Source organism: Bacillus pinisoli (assembly GCF_023036475.1).
In the GTDB taxonomy this organism is placed as follows: domain Bacteria; phylum Bacillota; class Bacilli; order Bacillales; family SA4; genus Bacillus_BS; species Bacillus_BS pinisoli.
In genome coordinates, this window is sequence record NZ_JAJQKI010000003.1 from 1 (window position 1) to 17,103 (window position 17,103).

Below are 17,103 nucleotides of genomic sequence, written 5' to 3' on the forward strand. Positions count from 1 at the left end.
TTTATTGAAATATACCGATAAAAAAAGGCCTCTGCTTTTGCAAAGACCTTTTAAGATATTATTTTTTCTCTTCTAACCATGCAGCTAAAGCTTTTGCTTGTTCAGCATTAACAATTGCCCCTGGCATTGAGCCTTGCCCATTGTTGATAACTCCTTCAATATGAGCAGCATCATATTGACTTCCAATGTTAGCAAGTGCTGGACCAAATCCACCTTGAAGTTGGTCACCATGACAGCTTAAGCAATTAGCAGCGTAAAGCTCTTCTGGTGTTAAAGCTTCTCCAGCTTTTTCTGTTTCACCACCATGTGCCATTTCATCCGCATTGTCTAAACCTATGAATGAAAAAAGGAACATTGCACCAATTCCTAAAATTGCAATAAGTGCAAAAGGTATTAATGGATTACGATTCATGTGTATTACCTCCTTATGTAAATTTAAACTATGCCTAAAGTCATCATCTCAGTTTTTACGGTTACTGAAACGTGTTGATCTTGTCCCTTCTTTTACTTCGAGGGCTAGATCTAAGTATTCACTTTTATTTTATACAAACAATCTCTATTTTACTTGAAATTCACCAGAAGTAAAAGTACAAATGTACAAGATGATAAGAATTTCACGAAATAGACAAAAAAACTTCATCGAGTGAACGATGAAGTCTCCTCTTTAACAGCCAATCTCCCTTGCAATAACCATCCTTTGAATTTCGGAAGTACCTTCTCCTATTTCAAGTAATTTAGCATCCCTCATATATCTTTCTACATGATAGTCACGCATATATCCGTTTCCGCCATGTATTTGAACGGCTTGATTCGTGATTTCCATACAAATCTCAGAAGCGTATAACTTACACATAGAAGCTTCCTTTGAAAAAGGCTTTCCTTGATCCTTTAACCATGCAGCTTTATAAACCATATTTCTAGCAAGTTCAATTTTCATCGCCATATCAGCTAGTTTAAACTGTATAGCTTGAAATTTTGAGAGTGGTGAACCAAATTGCTTTCGTTCTTTTGCATAAGCTAATGATTTTTCATAAGCTCCTTGTGCAATCCCTACTGCCATTGCTCCAATTCCTATTCTGCCTCCATCCAACGTTTTCAAGAACTGTTTAAATCCTTCTCCCCTTTCACCTAAAAGGTTTTCCTGAGGAACTCTGACGTCTTCTAACACTAATTCAGTTGTATTTGAGGAGTGTAGACCCATCTTTTCATAATTATCAATAACCGTGAATCCTGGGGTATTCGTTGGAACAATGATGGCACTTATTTCTTTTTTATGATCCTTCTGGGAAGTGACTGCTGTTAATGCAAGAAAATCAGCATAGCTAGCATTTGTTATATAGCATTTATTCCCATTAATAATAAAGTCCTCACCATCTTTTACCGCAACAGTTTGGGTGCCACCTGCATCAGAACCTGCATTTGGTTCTGTTAAACCGAATGCACCTAATGACTCACCTGAACAAATAGAGGGCAAGTATTTCTCTTTCTGCTCCTTTGTTCCAAACAAATGAATTGGAGCACCTCCTAATGAGATATGAGCTGAATATGTAATGCCTGTTGATCCACAGTTACGACTTAACTCTTCAACTACAATGGCAAAACTGGTCGTATCGGCACCAGCACCTCCATACTCTTCTTCAAAAGGTAGCCCCATCATTCCGAGTTCTCCAAGCTTCTTCATAATCTCTACTGGAAACCTTTTTTCTTTATCTCGCTGTTCTGCACCTGGAGCAACTTCCTCATTTGAAAATTCTCGAATCATTTTTTGCAAAAGAATTTGTTCTGAATTTAGATCAAAGTTCACTTCGTTTCCCCCCTAGACTTTTGTATGCGTTTTCATTTATTATAAATGTAGACAGGGTATTTTCACAACATTTAAAACATTTATAATAAATAATATAGTCTATAAGGTAAAAAATAGATTCTTTATGAGTAACAAAATAACTAAGAAAAAGCCTATTAAACCAGCCCATTTCAGGTAAGTAAACATTAGTTTTCTTCCTAGTAGATACCACAATAAACAATTAAAAATAACTATAAATCCGAGCAAAATATGATTAGTTGGAGAGATGAATTCTACCATCTCTGTCGTAGTGATAAAAAATATAAAAAAAGATAAAATCATAAAAACCTTATAGTAAACATCCTTTTTCTTGCTAAAATACACAGAAAAACCTATAGAACATATAAGTAAAATGATATTTAGGGGTATTTGCAAATGAAATGACATTTCAGTAAAATAATTAGCAAGAAGAGTCGTTAAGAATAATACGAACCAAATATTCGGAATAATAAATGACCAGTTAAACACGCTTTTGCTTCTTTTACTTTTTTCTTCGTGTTCCCCTTCCGAATATAAAGTTAATAAATAATTACAGTATTGTTCAGGTAATAATCGATTTTTCTTCCAATATTCTATTTCCTTTAGAATAATTTCTTTTCGATGTTGGTTCATTTAAGTCACCTGTTCTTCTATATATAAAAATATAAAAAATAGTCTACTTCATTGTAAGAAGTAAACTATTTCATGTAAATAGATTTATTCTAAAAAGTCCTTTAATCGCTTGCTTCGACTTGGATGACGAAGTTTTCTTAACGCTTTTGCTTCAATTTGTCTAATACGCTCACGCGTTACGCCAAATACTTTCCCGACTTCTTCAAGGGTTCTAGTGCGCCCATCATCCAATCCGAAACGGAGGCGAAGAACATTTTCCTCTCTATCAGTTAGAGTATCTAGCACATCTTCCAACTGTTCCTTTAATAATTCATAAGCAGCATGTTCTGAAGGAGAGGTAGCATCTTGATCTTCTATAAAATCGCCTAGATGGGAGTCATCTTCCTCACCAATTGGTGTTTCTAACGATACGGGCTCCTGTGCAATCTTAAGAATCTCTCTCACTTTGTCTGGTGTAAGATCCATATCTTCAGCAATCTCTTCTGGAGAAGGTTCTCTACCAAGATCTTGAAGTAACTGTCTTTGGACCCTAATTAGTTTGTTAATGGTCTCAACCATATGCACTGGAATACGTATTGTACGTGCCTGATCAGCAATGGCTCTCGTAATCGCTTGTCGAATCCACCAAGTGGCATACGTACTAAATTTATATCCTTTTTCATAATCAAATTTCTCAACAGCTTTAATTAGACCCATATTACCTTCTTGAATGAGATCTAAAAATAACATTCCACGACCAACGTATCTTTTAGCGATACTTACTACTAGACGTAGATTAGCTTCTGCCAGACGGCGTTTAGCTTCTTCATCTCCCTTTTCAATACGTTTGGCCAACTCAATCTCATCTTCAGCAGAAAGTAAATCAACACGACCTATTTCTTTTAAATACATCCTAACAGGGTCATTGATCTTAACTCCAGGAGGAACACTTAGGTCATTTAAATCAAACTCTTCATCCTTATTTAACTGTTGAATACTAGGATCTTCTTCTTCACCATCACTAATTATCTCGACACCTTGTTCACCTAGGTATTCATAATATTCATCCATTTGATCCGATTCTATTTCAAATCCAGACATCTTATCGGCTATTTCTTCATACGTTAAAACTCCACGTTTTTTTCCTAAACTAGTAAGTTGCTCCTTAACTTGGTCAATCGTTAATTCATCTGTATCAGTCTCAACTTGTTTAGATTGTGTAGGTTTTTCAGCCATAAGATCCCCTCCTTCCAATAAGTGCTACTTGGTTTCTATTATTTAAGCTCTTTTTTCATTTGGATAATTTCCATTTGAATTTGAGCAGCTTTCACAAATTCTTGGCGACGCTCAGCGTCTCTTCTTTCTGCTTCTTTTTCTTTTATTTTTAGACTTTTAGGGTAATTCAGAACCTGCTTAATATAATCATGAAGCTCTTGTGAGGAAAGTTCCTCATTTATTAGAAGCATGGAAATTTCAGAAATAACACGCTGAAGCGATATATCCTCAATCCTACTTAGAAATGCATTTACATCAGGTTGATGTCCTTCTTCATAGTATCCATAAAGATAGGCTGCAATTGCACTATGCTCCTCTATATTAAATAAACCTCCTAACGCATCTTGAACCTTAAAAGCAACGTCCTGGTCTCTTAGCATGTGAGCAAGTAAGAGCCGTTCTGCGTTATGATAGGCTGGTAGCATTTTCTTAGCTGGTAACATCGGTCTATTGAATATAGTATTTCTTGATGCACCTTCATTATCCCTTTTTTTAACTTGCTTACTTAATTGAAATTCTTGTGATTTAAGCGCATCTAGTGAGATTGAAAACTCGTCGGCAAGCTGTCTTAAGTAGTGGTCTTTTTCAACTGGTTTTTCTATATGTGAGATCTCTTTTACCACTTGGTCAATATAAGAAATCCGGTCAGCTTCATCCTTTAAGTCTTTACCCCTTCTAAAATACTGAAGCTTAAATGCCATCAACGTTAAACTTGCCCCTATTACATCAGTTCTAAACTTGGATTCTCCAAATTTCTTTATGTAGTCATCAGGATCAAGCCCATCAGGCATCATTGCAACTCTTACCTCACAGCCTGCAGCTTTAAGCATTGCGGATGCTCTATAGGCCGCTTCAATACCCGCTTTATCTGAGTCATAACAAACTGTTACATGGTCTACATTTCGCTTTAGAATCTTAATTTGTTCCTCGGTTAATGCTGTTCCCATCGTAGCGATTGAATTAGTCAGTCCAGCCCTATGTAAGGCAATAACATCGACAAATCCTTCTAGTAAAATAGCTTGCTGCTTCTTTCGAATCTGCTGCCTCGCGAGGTGGAAAGCGTAAAGAGTTTTACTTTTTTGAAAAACATCTGATTCCGGACTGTTTAAATATTTAGGTTCTCCATCATCTAAAATCCGACCACTAAACGCTGTTACCTGTCCTTGATGATTCCATAGAGGAAACATGATTCGATTACGAAAACGATCAAAGTATTTACCTTCTGAATTTTTTATTGAAATACCTGCACTTTCGAGTAAGTCTAATGTGAATCCTCTCTTTTGAAGAAATTTAGTACCAAAGTCCCAAGACGAAGGAGCATAACCAATACCGAATGTTTCAATAACCTCTTTATTTATTCCACGATTTGAGAGGTAGGCTAATGCATCCTGACCTTCCTTTGTGTTTACTAATAAATGATGGTAAAATTTCTTTAAGAGCTCATGAGCCTCGATCATTTTTGCTTCGTGAGTGTTTAGCCGAGTGCTTACTGGCTGTTCGAATTCAGGTAGTTCAACATCGGTACGTTCTGCAGCTTGTTGGACTGCTTCAAGGAAGGAAACACCTTCAATTTCCATTAAGAAGGAAAATACATTCCCACCTGCCCCACAGCCAAAACAGTGATAAATCTGTTTATCTGAGGAAACCGAAAAGGAAGGAGATTTTTCTCCATGAAAGGGACAGAGTCCAAAATGATTTCGACCTTGTTTCTTCAATTGAACATATTCACTAACTACATCTACAATGTCTATTGTATTGCGAATCTTTTCGATGATATCTTCTGAAATTCGATTCACTGATTAACAACTCCATTGTTTATTATTTCTATAAAAAATCTTTTTTTCCTTCAAGATTCGACAAAATTTTTTCAAGGGTTTGAATAAATTGATTCCGATCTTGATTTGTAAACGGGCTTGGCCCCTTTGAGAAATTACCTTTTCGTCTTTCTTTTGCCGATATGTATCGCATGTTTAGAGCAAATCCTATTGTTTCCTCTAGATACTCTTTTCCCCGAGGAGAGATGACTTTAATACCTTTTCCTAACAGAAGACTGGCAAGACCAATATCTTGTGTGATAACAATATCACCCCTTTTAGAATGGTTAGTGATATACATATCAACTTCTTCTTTGTTCGCATCAACATAAATCCAGGTGCCACCTATAGAATTTGTCATAACATGGGAATATGATGCAACAAATATCACATCAATTTCGTATGAAGCAGCTATATGTAAGATTTCATTTTTAACAGGACACGCATCTGCGTCCACAAAAAGTTGAGCTATTTTTTTCGTCATATTTCACTATTCTACATCCCTCCGAATAATCCTTCAATCTATATGCAAAGTTTTTAAATTCTGAGTTTTGTCAATTGGCGAAAAAAACATTCTCGTTATTCTACATGATACTCTGTGCTGAAGTAGACCTCCTTATATCATTGCCTTTAACCATATTCGGGAGTATAGACCTATTATCTCTGGAGTATATTACATTCTTCTTTTTAACGTAGCTACAACGTATATATGAATGTAGTATGCAATCACAAAAAAATATTTTTTCTCTTGACAAATGCTATACTTTTAGTTTATTCGGTTTTACCCAACTCTAAACCTAATTTTGTTCTTTTTTGTCAACAATTTTTCATTATAGTACAGTTTATGTGAAATTTCCATCAGTTTCTTAATTTTATTACCAATATAGTTTTAAAATGTGCGCATGATTAAAACACACCTTTTTTTGTAAATGGTGTGTTTTAAGAATGTCTGATTTCGTTTAGCTTGTTATCTCTAAGGATTGATTCTCCTAGCCGTAATAATAAGGATAGAGAAGAACTTATACATTGGCTCTTTTTCGTATAGATTGTTGCTTTCGTAAAAATCCCAAAAGCCGGATTTTTACTCGGTAGTACACTGACCAGTGCTTTAAATAGAGAGAGATCCTCTTTTCTAACAATTATCACTTCGGTCTAGGAGCATTAGAAAAGATGTTTATCATAAAATTAGATTGAAAAGCAACAAAGTTTTAGAAAAGAGCCTATATTTTATATGTTGATTGATAAATATTTAATATAACGTTAGCCGTTTCCTCTACAGCTTTATTAGATACGTCAATGACTTTACAGCCAATTCGGTCAGCAACCTTGTCAAAATACTCTAATTCGTCTTTTATTCTTTCAATGTTTGCATAGCTTGCTTCATCATTAAGCCCTAAAGCTTTTAGTCTTTCTTTTCGTATATCATTCAGTTTATTTGGACTGATTTTTAAGCCAAAGCAGCGGCTTTGTGGTACCTTAAATAATTCTTCAGGTGGGTCCACTTCAGGTACGATAGGTACATTCGCTACTTTCAGACGTTTATGAGCAAGATATTGTGATAGTGGGGTTTTTGATGTTCTAGATACTCCTACTAAAACGATATCAGCTCTTAAGATACCTCTTGGATCCCTACCATCATCATATTTAACAGCAAATTCAATCGCTTCTACCTTTTTAAAGTAGTCCTCATCAAGCTTTCTAACATTTCCTGGTTCACATAAAGGAGGCAGTCCTGTCGTTTCCTCAATTCGATCAATAAGTGGACCGATTATATCAACGACGATTACACCCTCTTTTTGTGCTTCACTCATTAAATAGTGTCGGAGTTCAGGGATGACAAGTGTAAACACAATGATACCATTGTTTAACTTTGCTAGATGGATGACTTCTTTTATTGTGGATTTATCTTCAATAAATGGAATTCTCCTGATATTCGTATCAGTGGTTTGAAATTGACTTATGGCTGCTTTTACTACTAATTCTGCTGTTTCTCCAACTGAATCAGAAACTACATAGATGATCTGGTTACTCATCTCATCCCTCCATTTTATTTTCGTTAGCTAGTTCGTCTCTAACTTATTTATTTAGAAGAAATTAAAACATTTCATCGTGTCCAAGATCAACAAGTACTTTCGTCATATTTGTTTTCGTCAGTCTACCAACAACCTCAAGGCCCTTGTTTGTATCTTTTACAACAGGTACTGCATCAATTTGTTTCTCAATCAATTTAACTGCTACATCCAACATCAGATCTTCTTTTCGACAAACCGTAATATTGGGCATTCTTGTCATAATAATATGCACAGGGATACTCGTAAGTTCTTGTTTGCCTAAACTTGCACGTAGTAAATCTTTCCTTGATAGTACTCCTACTAAAATAGCTTCTCTGTTTACTACAAATAATGTCCCAACATCCTCAAGAAACATCGTACAAATAGCGTCGTATACGGAGACATTTTCATCTGTTACAACAGGAATAGATTGATAATCCTTTACTTGCAGCTTTTTAATTTTATCTGTCAATAACTGTGACCCGGTTTTACCCGTGTAGAAATATCCGACTCTTGGTCTTGCATCCAAGTAACCTGCCATTGTTAGGATTGCTAAATCAGGACGCAAAGTTGCTCTTGTTAGATTTAACCGATCGGCAATACTTTCACCTGTGATTGGTCCATTATCTTTAACGATTTGAAGAATTAACTCCTGTCTTTTGTTCAGTTCGATTGGTAACACCACCTTTATGTAACGCCGTCAATATGTGCCATACTATTCGTTATTATATAGCATATATATAAAACTTGGCTACCGGGAAAGCCTTATAAAATCCTATTTTCTATAAATTTTGTCACTCATTAGATCTCTCACACAAGATTTGTTATGTATGTAGATACAGCCACTCTAAGAGCAACTCTCTAGGTTTAAAGCAGAGACTTTGTACTAACAAGCTTTTGGGATTTTCACGAAAGCAACAATCTATACGAAAATAGCCAATAAAAAACTCTCGGCTATTCTTTCCGAGAGTGACTGCAAGCCATTATAACTCACCTTAAAGAGGATTATTAAAAGTATCTAGCTGAGTTAAAAATCTTTTAGACTTTAACATTAAACCTGAGTACTCGTCATAAAATCGAGAGATAACAGTTTTAAGTTCAGCTTTTGTTTCATCTTTTACTGATATGTTACCTAACCTCTTAAGGTCAAAGGTATAAAATAGACGAAGTAGTCTTACAGTTGCAGGAGAGATTTGAATTCGGTTCCTATCCTTACCGCTACAATGATGACAGAGAAATCCTCCTTCGCTTATTGAAAAAGAGAAGGCCCCTTCCGTTTCACCACAACTGACACAGCTTGAAAGATGAGGATAGAGTCCAATAACCTGCAACATTTTTAATTCATAAATCATCTTTAAGATTTCTAAGTCTAATCCCTCGTTCATGTAATTGAGAGTCTGGTATAAAAGTTCAAACAGATAAGGATTTGGTGTTTTCTCATCTACTCCCTTATCTGTTAACTCAACAACGTATGAAGCATAGGCGGTTGCTATAATATCTGATTTTATATACTTCATACTTGATATACTCTCACCTTGCTGGAGAGTGCCAAGACCCTTGCCGGTTTGGACTAAGAAATACCCATAAGTAAATAATTGAGAGATGGAGGATAATCGGCTACTAGGCTTTTTTGCTCCTCGTGCCATTACACCAATCTTTCCAAACTCTCGAGTAAAAACGGTGACAATCTTATTTGTTTCACCATAATCATTTGTTCTAATTACAATACCTTCAACCTTTTGAAGCAAGTTGTTCACCTTCCATGAGTATATGGAAGAGTCAGGATATAGGTGAATCTAATTCTGCTAGCTCCTCACTAAATTCTTCGGTTCTTGGTTCATGATCCTTTTCAAGCTCTTTAAAAAGAAGGTACGTATCGATGTTACCTGTCTCACTAAACACTTTCCAAGTAAAATGTAGCATAAGAACCCCACCTTTCTGTTATTAAAAACTAGCAACTACTAAATCCGAATCCTTAGCATTTATGATGACCCTTCTACCCTAGTTTCATGTGAGATAAATTTTGTAAATTATTATTTATTTAGTATTCATCTTCTCTGAATCCAAAATCTCGTAGGTTCGACAAGCGGTTTCTCCAATCTTTTTGAACCTTTACCCAGAGCTCTAAAAACACTTTTGAACCTAATAATGCCTCGATATCTTGCCTTGCCCTCATTCCAACTTCCTTTAACATCGCACCTTGCTTACCGATAATTATTCCTTTTTGAGAGGAGCGTTCTACAATGACAGTAGCATTAATAAAGACCGTGTCTTTACCTTCCTTCTTCTCCATCGAATCCATGACAACTGCAATTGAATGTGGTATCTCTTCTCTAGTTAAATGCAACACTTTTTCACGAATTAGTTCGGTAATAATAAATCTTTCAGGATGATCTGTCACTTGGTTTTCAGGATAGTATTGTGGGCCTTCTGGTAAATATTTTTTTATCTGTTCAATCAGCGTTTCAACATTATTTCCTTGCAGTGCTGAGATTGGTACAATTTCAGCAAACTCGTATAGTTCCTTATATTTTTCAATCACTGTAAATAGCTCATCTGGATGAACTTGGTCAATTTTATTAAGAATTAAGAAGACTGGTTGATCGGTTGTCTTTAATCTCTCGATAATAAACTCATCTCCACGACCAAGTCCTTCTTCCACGTTTACCATGAATAAAACAATATCTACTTCTTTTAAGGTATTTTGAGCCATCTTCATCATGAAGTCGCCCAGCTTATGCTTAGGTTTGTGTATTCCTGGTGTATCAATAAAGATGATTTGTGACTGTTCTTCAGTATAAACACCTTGTATTTTATTTCTAGTGGTTTGAGGTTTGTCACTCATGATTGCAATCTTTTGGCCAATTACCCTGTTCAAGAAGGTAGACTTCCCTACATTCGGTCGACCAATAATAGATACAAACCCAGATTTATATGTTTCCTTTGTCATCTTTTAAATCCTCCGCTGAAAATGCTCCTGGTAGTAATTCTGCAACTGTTAGTTCATGTATTTCACCATGTAGATTAGTTAAGTATACTTTCATCCCACTTGCACAAAGCTCAGAAATAACCTGGCGACATGCACCACAAGGAGGAATTGGACGTTCGGTGTCTGCAACAACAGCAATTGCGCTAAACTCCTTGTCACCCTCAGAAACAGCCTTAAACAAAGCTGTTCTCTCAGCACAATTTGTCATGCTATAAGCTGCATTTTCAATATTACAGCCTCGGTACACTTTTCCATCTTTGGTTAGTAAGGCTGCTCCCACTTTAAATTTAGAGTATGGTACATATGCCATTTCTCTTGCTTTCTTTGCTTCTTCGACTAATTGTTCAATATTCAATCTTTTACTTCCTTTCACCTAATCGCGTGCGACTATCTATTATTTTACCTTATTTTTATAAAAATTTCACCCTGAATAGTAAGAAAATTTAGTAAATTAATGAATTTACCTAAGAAAATAATGATTCCAATAACCACAGAAATGATGGCATAAATGAATACAGCTCCAGCAGCAACATCTTTTGCCTGTTTGGCAAGTGGATGGATTTCTTTATTTGTTATGAGATCCACTGTTCTCTCAATGGCTGTATTAATTAATTCTAATGAAATCATTCCTCCAACTAACAAAAGAAGAATCATCCATTCATATTTATTTACCTTTAACAAGGCTGCTAAACCGAATACTACGATAAAGCTTATAACATGGATCCTTATATTTTGCTCTGTTTTAAAAGCATGAAGAATTCCTGAGGTAGCATATTTAAAGCTTCTCCATAATCTGGACCAATCTCTAATCATTATCTCACGAGTCCAAATTCCTGAAGTATCTCTTCCTGTCGGTTAAACATTTTCTTTTCATCTTGTTCATTCATATGATCATACCCTAGTAAGTGTAGGAACCCATGAACAGCTAGAAAGCCTAGCTCACGGTTAAAGGAATGACCATATTCATTTGCCTGTTCTTTTGTTTTCTCAAGCGAAATAATTAGATCACCCAAATGTTTTGGAAGTTCTTCACCATAAATTTCTATTTCGCCTTCACCCATTTCTTCCATTGCAAACGAGATGACATCTGTTGGCTGATCCTTATCGCGATAATCCCTATTTATTTCTTGTATACGCTCGTTAGTTACAAATGTGACTGAAACTTCAGTCTCCTCTACTACATTTTCTAATTTTGCTGCGAGCTGAAGTAGCTCTTCTATTTGATTTAGTAGAGCCTCCTCCAACGATTCTGTTTCGTCTATAAAGTCAATATTTAATCTCATGCTTCCTTCACCTTCTGTTTTGTTACTTCTGGATATTCAATACGAGAGTGGAAGATGCCTTGCATCGTTTCACAAAATGACTTAGCAATTATGTCTAGCTCCTTCATCGTAATATCACACTCATCAAGTTGGCCATCCTGTAATCTCTCTTTAATGATACCATTTACTATTGCCTCAATTTTATGAGGGGACGGATGATTCATTGATCGGACAGCAGCTTCTACGCTGTCTGCAATTCCAATAATAGCAATTTCTTTCGTTTGAGCTTTCGGACCAGCATATCTGAAATCATTTTCTTCAATTTCTTTCTCACTGTTTTGAGTAGCCTTGTGGTAGAAATATCTGAGCAATGTAGTCCCATGATGCTGTTCCGCTATATCCACGATTTCCTTTGGCATTTTATGCATTCGAAGGAGTTCTGCCCCATCGGTAGCATGTGAGACTATTATGGTTTTACTTAATTGTGGAGATATCTTATCATGAGGATTTTCACGGTTCATCTGATTTTCAATAAAGAACTGTGGTCGCTTTGTTTTGCCGATATCATGATAATATGATCCAACCCTTGCAAGTAAACCATTTGCTCCAACTGCCTCACAGGCAGCCTCCGAAAGATTTGCTACCATAACACTGTGATGATAAGTTCCAGGAGTTTCCGTCAAAATTTTTCTAAGTAATGGATGATTTGGATTTGATAACTCGATTAATCTCATTGTGGATAGAATTCCAAACCCTGCTTCAAAAAATGGCAATAGTCCAATTGCTAAAACAGCTGACACAATACCTGATAATAGGGACATGATAAAAAATGGTGTAGATTCAAAACTTACTAGATGACCGTTCTTTAACAGGACTAATGCGCTAAGAACAATAAAATTTATGATACCTACAAATAAACCTGTTTGTAAAATCTTAGCTCTTTGATTATGTTTCCCAAGAAATAATATTCCGGCTATACAGCTAATTAAGAAATAGATACCAATTGAGAAATTAAATGAGCTTGAGATCCCACCATTGAAAATTACACTCCCGCTTATTGCTAGGATCATACTTGCTAGCATAGCAAGTCTCTCATTAACCAATAACTTAATTAAGATTGCCCCCATTGCAACTGGAACCACATAGCCTATCTCAGAAAAGTTTATCTGCTGAAAAAGACTGATGATTTTCATCAAAATAACGCTAATTGAACAGATTAAGATATAGATTGTTGTAAATTTCAGCTCACTCTTTTTACTATCTTTAAAATAAAAATAGATAGCGCTTATGAAAAGGAGAATTAACAAGACTAAACCGATAAAAGGTAAGCTCGTATCCTTGGCATCTAAAAATCCAGCCAAACTTAGTTGTCGGTATACTTCCTCATCAATCAGTTCACCTTCACGAACAATTATTTGTCCCTGAAGTATATATTCCGGCTGAATAGATTCTGCAGCAGCCTGTCTTTTGGCATTCGTCGCTTCCTTATCAAATACTACGTTCGGCACAATTGCATATCTGCATAATTCAATAGTTGCCTGTTTTAGGCTACTGTTTACATTCATATAACGTAATTCTTGATTGACACGCTCCCGAGCTGCGTCCACTTCTTGTGTTTCAATTCGTTGAGACATAATATTATTTACTGCCGTTACCGCATTGTCTCTTGCCAGCACACGTTGTTCAGGGGTCGCATGAATAAGAGCAATCAACGTATCCTCTGATAACTCTTTATGAAGAAGTACTTCTCCAGGAATAGCCTGATTCAATCTTTTAATCTTCTCTTCCTTCGAAACTTGGGAAAGTAATGTCTCCCTTGTAGGTGTTTCGCTTTCGTCTTCAACAGCTTCATTCATGCCTTCATTAATAATATTTGTTTCAACTGTATTGATTGCTTTAAAAATAGCATCAATGATATCAATTTGATTTTGTGCATAATCTTTCTTCATTGAATAAATATCATTAACCTGTTGAATGGCATCATTCTTCTTATCCTCTGTTTTTTCTACATCTTGTATTAGTGCAGGGGACACGATGGTCTTTTCAGCATCAGCATATAATTTCAGGTTAAGCTTTTCAGGACGAATATTACTGTACATTGAGAAGAATAAAATCGAGGCAAAAAGCAGATATAAGAGCGTTAGTAAGAAGTGATCATTCTTTAGTACAGTCATTGATTTAAATAATTGTTCAATTCTCTTCACGGAGACACCTCCCAAACTTTTCCATAGTACAAGAATAACATGATAAGAAATGAAATCTATATTTATTCTGGATAAATTTAGTAATTAAAGATATTAAGCTTAATGTTTTCTCTATTATAGTAGTGTTTTCCAAAATTGGCAAAGTATCTATGAACGAATGCAATTTTCCTCGTATGGACCTAAAAACGGGAGTGATCCATAGGAGCCTCGTACCGAAAACAAAAGAGCCCTCATATCAAGGACTCTTTACTCACGTGTATCTTCATAAGCTTTAATAATTTTTTGTACAAGCGGATGACGGACAACATCAGATTGTTCTAGATAAATATGGGCTATACCTGAGATATCTTTTAAAATTCGTTGAGCAACTGAAAGTCCGGACATTACTCCTTTTGGTAAGTCTACTTGTGAGATATCACCTGTAATCACCATTTTTGATCCAAATCCTAAACGCGTTAAGAACATTTTCATTTGAGCCCCAGTCGTATTCTGAGCTTCATCCAAGATGACGAAAGCATCATCAAGCGTCCTTCCCCTCATATACGCTAGAGGAGCAATTTCAATCGTCCCACGCTCAATCATTCGTAACGTATGCTCTTGTCCTAAAACATCGTGCAACGCGTCATATAAAGGTCTTAGATAGGGATCTACTTTCTCTTTTAAGTCCCCAGGTAAAAACCCTAAGCTCTCTCCTGCTTCAACAGCTGGTCGCGTCAGGATAATTTTTTTCACTTGGCCATTTTTTAGGGCTGTAACTGCCATGACAACAGCTAAATAGGTTTTACCTGTTCCGGCTGGTCCAATACCAAATACTAAATCATTACGTTTAATCGCGTTTATATAGTGTCTTTGGCCAAGGGTTTTTATTCGAATGGATTTTCCTCGTGCATTTTTAGTGATTTCCTCTTCATATAACTGACTAAACTGCTCCATTTTGCCTGCCAATGCTAATTGAACCGCATAAGCAACGTCTCTTTCGGAAATCGTAATTCCTTTTCTAATGACTGTCAGTAGACCATCAAGAACTTCTTCGACAAGTTCATATTTATCTGAATCAGTCGAAACTAGTACTGATTGCCCCCTTGTCACAATTGAAACATTTAAAAGTTCTTCAATTCGTTTTAGATGGGAATCTTGATTACCAAATAGTGCTATTGCTTCATTCGGGTTATCTATTTCTTGAGTAATTGTGATAAATTCTTCTGGCATTCTCAGTCTCCTTGAATAATTGGTTGTACGGTTGATATTTCTTCTATTACTTGGAAATGAATGGTTAACTTAACTTTACCATTCTCTATAGTTTGGTGCAAAATTTTTTCACCCTTAATCTTAGCTTGTTCATTTAGTTGCTCTTTTAATTCATTTCTACCGTTTTGCAGGGCAACTTTGACTGCCTCTTCTTTCGTATAACTTCTTTCCACTTCTTCACTTTCTCTAATCACTACTTTCTGATATCCAAGTGGTACTTTCCATTTAAGAAAATTAAAGGTCTTTTCATCAGTAGTCGTCTCAACCTCTTTAAACTCATGCTTACCAAATCCCCAGATTGGGATATTCCAATTGAATACCTTCACATAATGTGTAGTTTTGGATTTCCCAGTTAACACATTAAAATTTGTTTTTAATGGAACTGACACGTTCGCATCATACCAAGTTTCCCCCATTATTTCACCACGAGCACTCACGACTTCAATTTTACCTTCTTGGCCAATAAAGCCAGATACAAGCAAGTCCCCTTTTTTGACATAGTCATGAATGGTTACCATTGGCTGGCCCTCTTCAACAAACATATTCGCAATAATCGCTGTTTTCTTGGCCACTAAGTGTCGTGGACTAAAGTATTCAACTTCCTTTGGTTGGTTTTTCTCAACTACACGAAAGTGGAAGGTCGTCCCTTTTAACTCCACACCAACCCATGTAATGGCGTTAATGGTCTCTGATAGATGTTTTTGGATTTCGTCTGGATTCTGCACCAAAAATTGAAACTTTCCCGTTTCTACTCCTATTGTCTGCAGCTCTTTCCTAATTAAGTGCTCCGTTTCTGGCTTCGCCCCGACAATCTGAATTCCCCAGATCATATTAGACAGAATAAATAACAGGATCAAACAAGATGTTAGCCCAATAACAAAACCACTATTGTAAAGTGCTTTCTTAAATAAGAAGGGAAATCCCTTCCCTCCTACAAAAGAAAGCTTACACTGACTTTTTCTAATAATTCTACGTATTTTGTGTAGATCCTTTAAAGGGAGTGACGCTGTAATACTCCCATCGGGTATTCTTTTCACTTCCCATAAGGAGATTTCCTGCCTAACACATTCATTAATAAATCGCTCTATCCCTTTGCCAACCACTTTTATTTTGACATGACCACCAAAAAAGATTGTCCAATGATTTTTCATCCTGAAAATACTCCCCCTCTAACAATTACACCTTTTCTAAATAGATTACTTGGTCAATTTTTCCTTCTAGCAGGATTTCCTCTGGAAGTATTGTTTTAATGACAAAGGATTTTCCCTTTATGAGGAGCTGACCTTGCTTTAACAATAACCTAAGCTCCTGGTCAGAAAATGAAAGCAAACCTTTGTGATTTTCAATATATATATGTATTTGACCGATCATCGTAATTCTTGGTAAGTCCATCATTACGTCAGCAGGTAAATCCATTTGCTGTGTAATCCATCGTTTCATTTTATGTTTCCATTTGTTCATAAATGGACCCCCTTTCATCTCATATTTATGATAAAAGGAGGCTATGTATCACAGCTTTTTCATTTAGATTGGGAAATGATTTTGGGGAGAGGTATTAATTTACTGATTTTTAACAGAATTAGGAGGGATAGAGAGGTTTTTTAAAAGATTTTAACTACCTTTTTTAATCTAATGCACATACATTTAGTAAAAGTATATGTTTCGGCAATTTGTTATCGTGTTTTTGTTGCTTCTTATATTATACCCTTGTAGGTATAATTGCACAGAAGTAGACAATAATTGCACAGTTAACATAGATAATTGCATAGAAATTCTCCGGAATTGCACAGAACTAGGGGATAATTGCACAAAAGACTAAAAAACAA

General features: G+C 35.9%; 17 protein-coding genes and 1 pseudogene. All 18 read right to left on the reverse strand.

Annotated elements, in window-relative coordinates:
- Positions 1-58: 58 nt before the first annotated feature.
- Positions 59-412, reverse strand: a complete 354-nt coding sequence (gene cccA, locus LT143_RS04645) for a cytochrome c550 (protein ID WP_246940418.1) — start codon at positions 410-412, stop codon at positions 59-61.
- 252 nt (positions 413-664) lie between these two features.
- Complete coding sequence (locus LT143_RS04650; RefSeq protein WP_246940421.1) at positions 665-1,804, reverse strand: acyl-CoA dehydrogenase; 1,140 nt, start codon at positions 1,802-1,804, stop codon at positions 665-667.
- A 99-nt stretch (positions 1,805-1,903) separates the two neighbouring features.
- Positions 1,904-2,455 carry a hypothetical protein gene (locus LT143_RS04655; RefSeq protein ID WP_246940425.1) on the reverse strand — a complete coding sequence of 184 codons (552 nt, stop codon included), beginning with the start codon at positions 2,453-2,455 and terminating at the stop codon, positions 1,904-1,906.
- 84 nt (positions 2,456-2,539) lie between these two features.
- Positions 2,540-3,670, reverse strand: a complete 1,131-nt coding sequence (gene rpoD, locus LT143_RS04660) for an RNA polymerase sigma factor RpoD (RefSeq protein WP_246940428.1) — start codon at positions 3,668-3,670, stop codon at positions 2,540-2,542.
- Between the two features lie 38 nt (positions 3,671-3,708).
- Positions 3,709-5,505 (reverse strand): DNA primase, encoded by a 1,797-nt coding sequence (gene dnaG, locus LT143_RS04665; RefSeq protein WP_246940431.1) that lies wholly within the window; start codon positions 5,503-5,505, stop codon positions 3,709-3,711.
- 28 nt (positions 5,506-5,533) lie between these two features.
- Positions 5,534-6,044 (reverse strand): annotated as a pseudogene (locus tag LT143_RS04670) (YaiI/YqxD family protein).
- 699 nt (positions 6,045-6,743) lie between these two features.
- Positions 6,744-7,556, reverse strand: coding sequence for a pyruvate, water dikinase regulatory protein (locus LT143_RS04675; protein ID WP_246940440.1), 813 nt, complete (start codon positions 7,554-7,556; stop codon positions 6,744-6,746).
- A gap of 61 nt (positions 7,557-7,617) precedes the next feature.
- Positions 7,618-8,256: a transcriptional regulator CcpN gene (locus LT143_RS04680; protein WP_246941503.1), complete on the reverse strand. Its 639-nt coding sequence runs from the start codon at positions 8,254-8,256 to the stop codon at positions 7,618-7,620.
- 313 nt (positions 8,257-8,569) lie between these two features.
- The gene (gene recO / locus LT143_RS04685; protein ID WP_246940443.1) at positions 8,570-9,322 is read right to left on the reverse strand and encodes a DNA repair protein RecO; all 753 of its coding nucleotides are present in this window, start codon (positions 9,320-9,322) and stop codon (positions 8,570-8,572) included.
- 31 nt (positions 9,323-9,353) lie between these two features.
- Positions 9,354-9,497 (reverse strand): YqzL family protein, encoded by a 144-nt coding sequence (locus tag LT143_RS04690; protein ID WP_246940445.1) that lies wholly within the window; start codon positions 9,495-9,497, stop codon positions 9,354-9,356.
- A gap of 118 nt (positions 9,498-9,615) precedes the next feature.
- Positions 9,616-10,524: a GTPase Era gene (gene era, locus LT143_RS04695; protein ID WP_246940448.1), complete on the reverse strand. Its 909-nt coding sequence runs from the start codon at positions 10,522-10,524 to the stop codon at positions 9,616-9,618.
- Entirely contained in the window at positions 10,505-10,918 is a 414-nt protein-coding gene (locus LT143_RS04700) for a cytidine deaminase (RefSeq protein WP_246940451.1), read from the reverse strand. The genes era and LT143_RS04700 overlap by 20 nt, the downstream gene beginning before the upstream one ends.
- Before the next feature lie 44 nt (positions 10,919-10,962).
- Complete coding sequence (locus LT143_RS04705) at positions 10,963-11,376, reverse strand: diacylglycerol kinase family protein (RefSeq protein ID WP_246940454.1); 414 nt, start codon at positions 11,374-11,376, stop codon at positions 10,963-10,965.
- Entirely contained in the window at positions 11,376-11,846 is a 471-nt protein-coding gene (gene ybeY / locus LT143_RS04710) for an rRNA maturation RNase YbeY (protein ID WP_246940457.1), read from the reverse strand. The genes LT143_RS04705 and ybeY overlap by 1 nt, the downstream gene beginning before the upstream one ends.
- Positions 11,843-13,999 carry an HD family phosphohydrolase gene (locus LT143_RS04715; protein ID WP_272495703.1) on the reverse strand — a complete coding sequence of 719 codons (2,157 nt, stop codon included), beginning with the start codon at positions 13,997-13,999 and terminating at the stop codon, positions 11,843-11,845. The genes ybeY and LT143_RS04715 overlap by 4 nt, the downstream gene beginning before the upstream one ends.
- Before the next feature lie 276 nt (positions 14,000-14,275).
- Entirely contained in the window at positions 14,276-15,238 is a 963-nt protein-coding gene (locus tag LT143_RS04720; protein WP_246940463.1) for a PhoH family protein, read from the reverse strand.
- 2 nt (positions 15,239-15,240) lie between these two features.
- A complete protein-coding gene (gene yqfD, locus LT143_RS04725; protein ID WP_246940466.1) occupies positions 15,241-16,428 on the reverse strand; it encodes a sporulation protein YqfD in 1,188 nt (395 codons plus the stop codon).
- Positions 16,429-16,453: 25 nt separating this feature from the next.
- The gene (gene yqfC, locus LT143_RS04730; RefSeq protein WP_246940469.1) at positions 16,454-16,738 is read right to left on the reverse strand and encodes a sporulation protein YqfC; all 285 of its coding nucleotides are present in this window, start codon (positions 16,736-16,738) and stop codon (positions 16,454-16,456) included.
- Positions 16,739-17,103 lie beyond the last annotated feature (365 nt).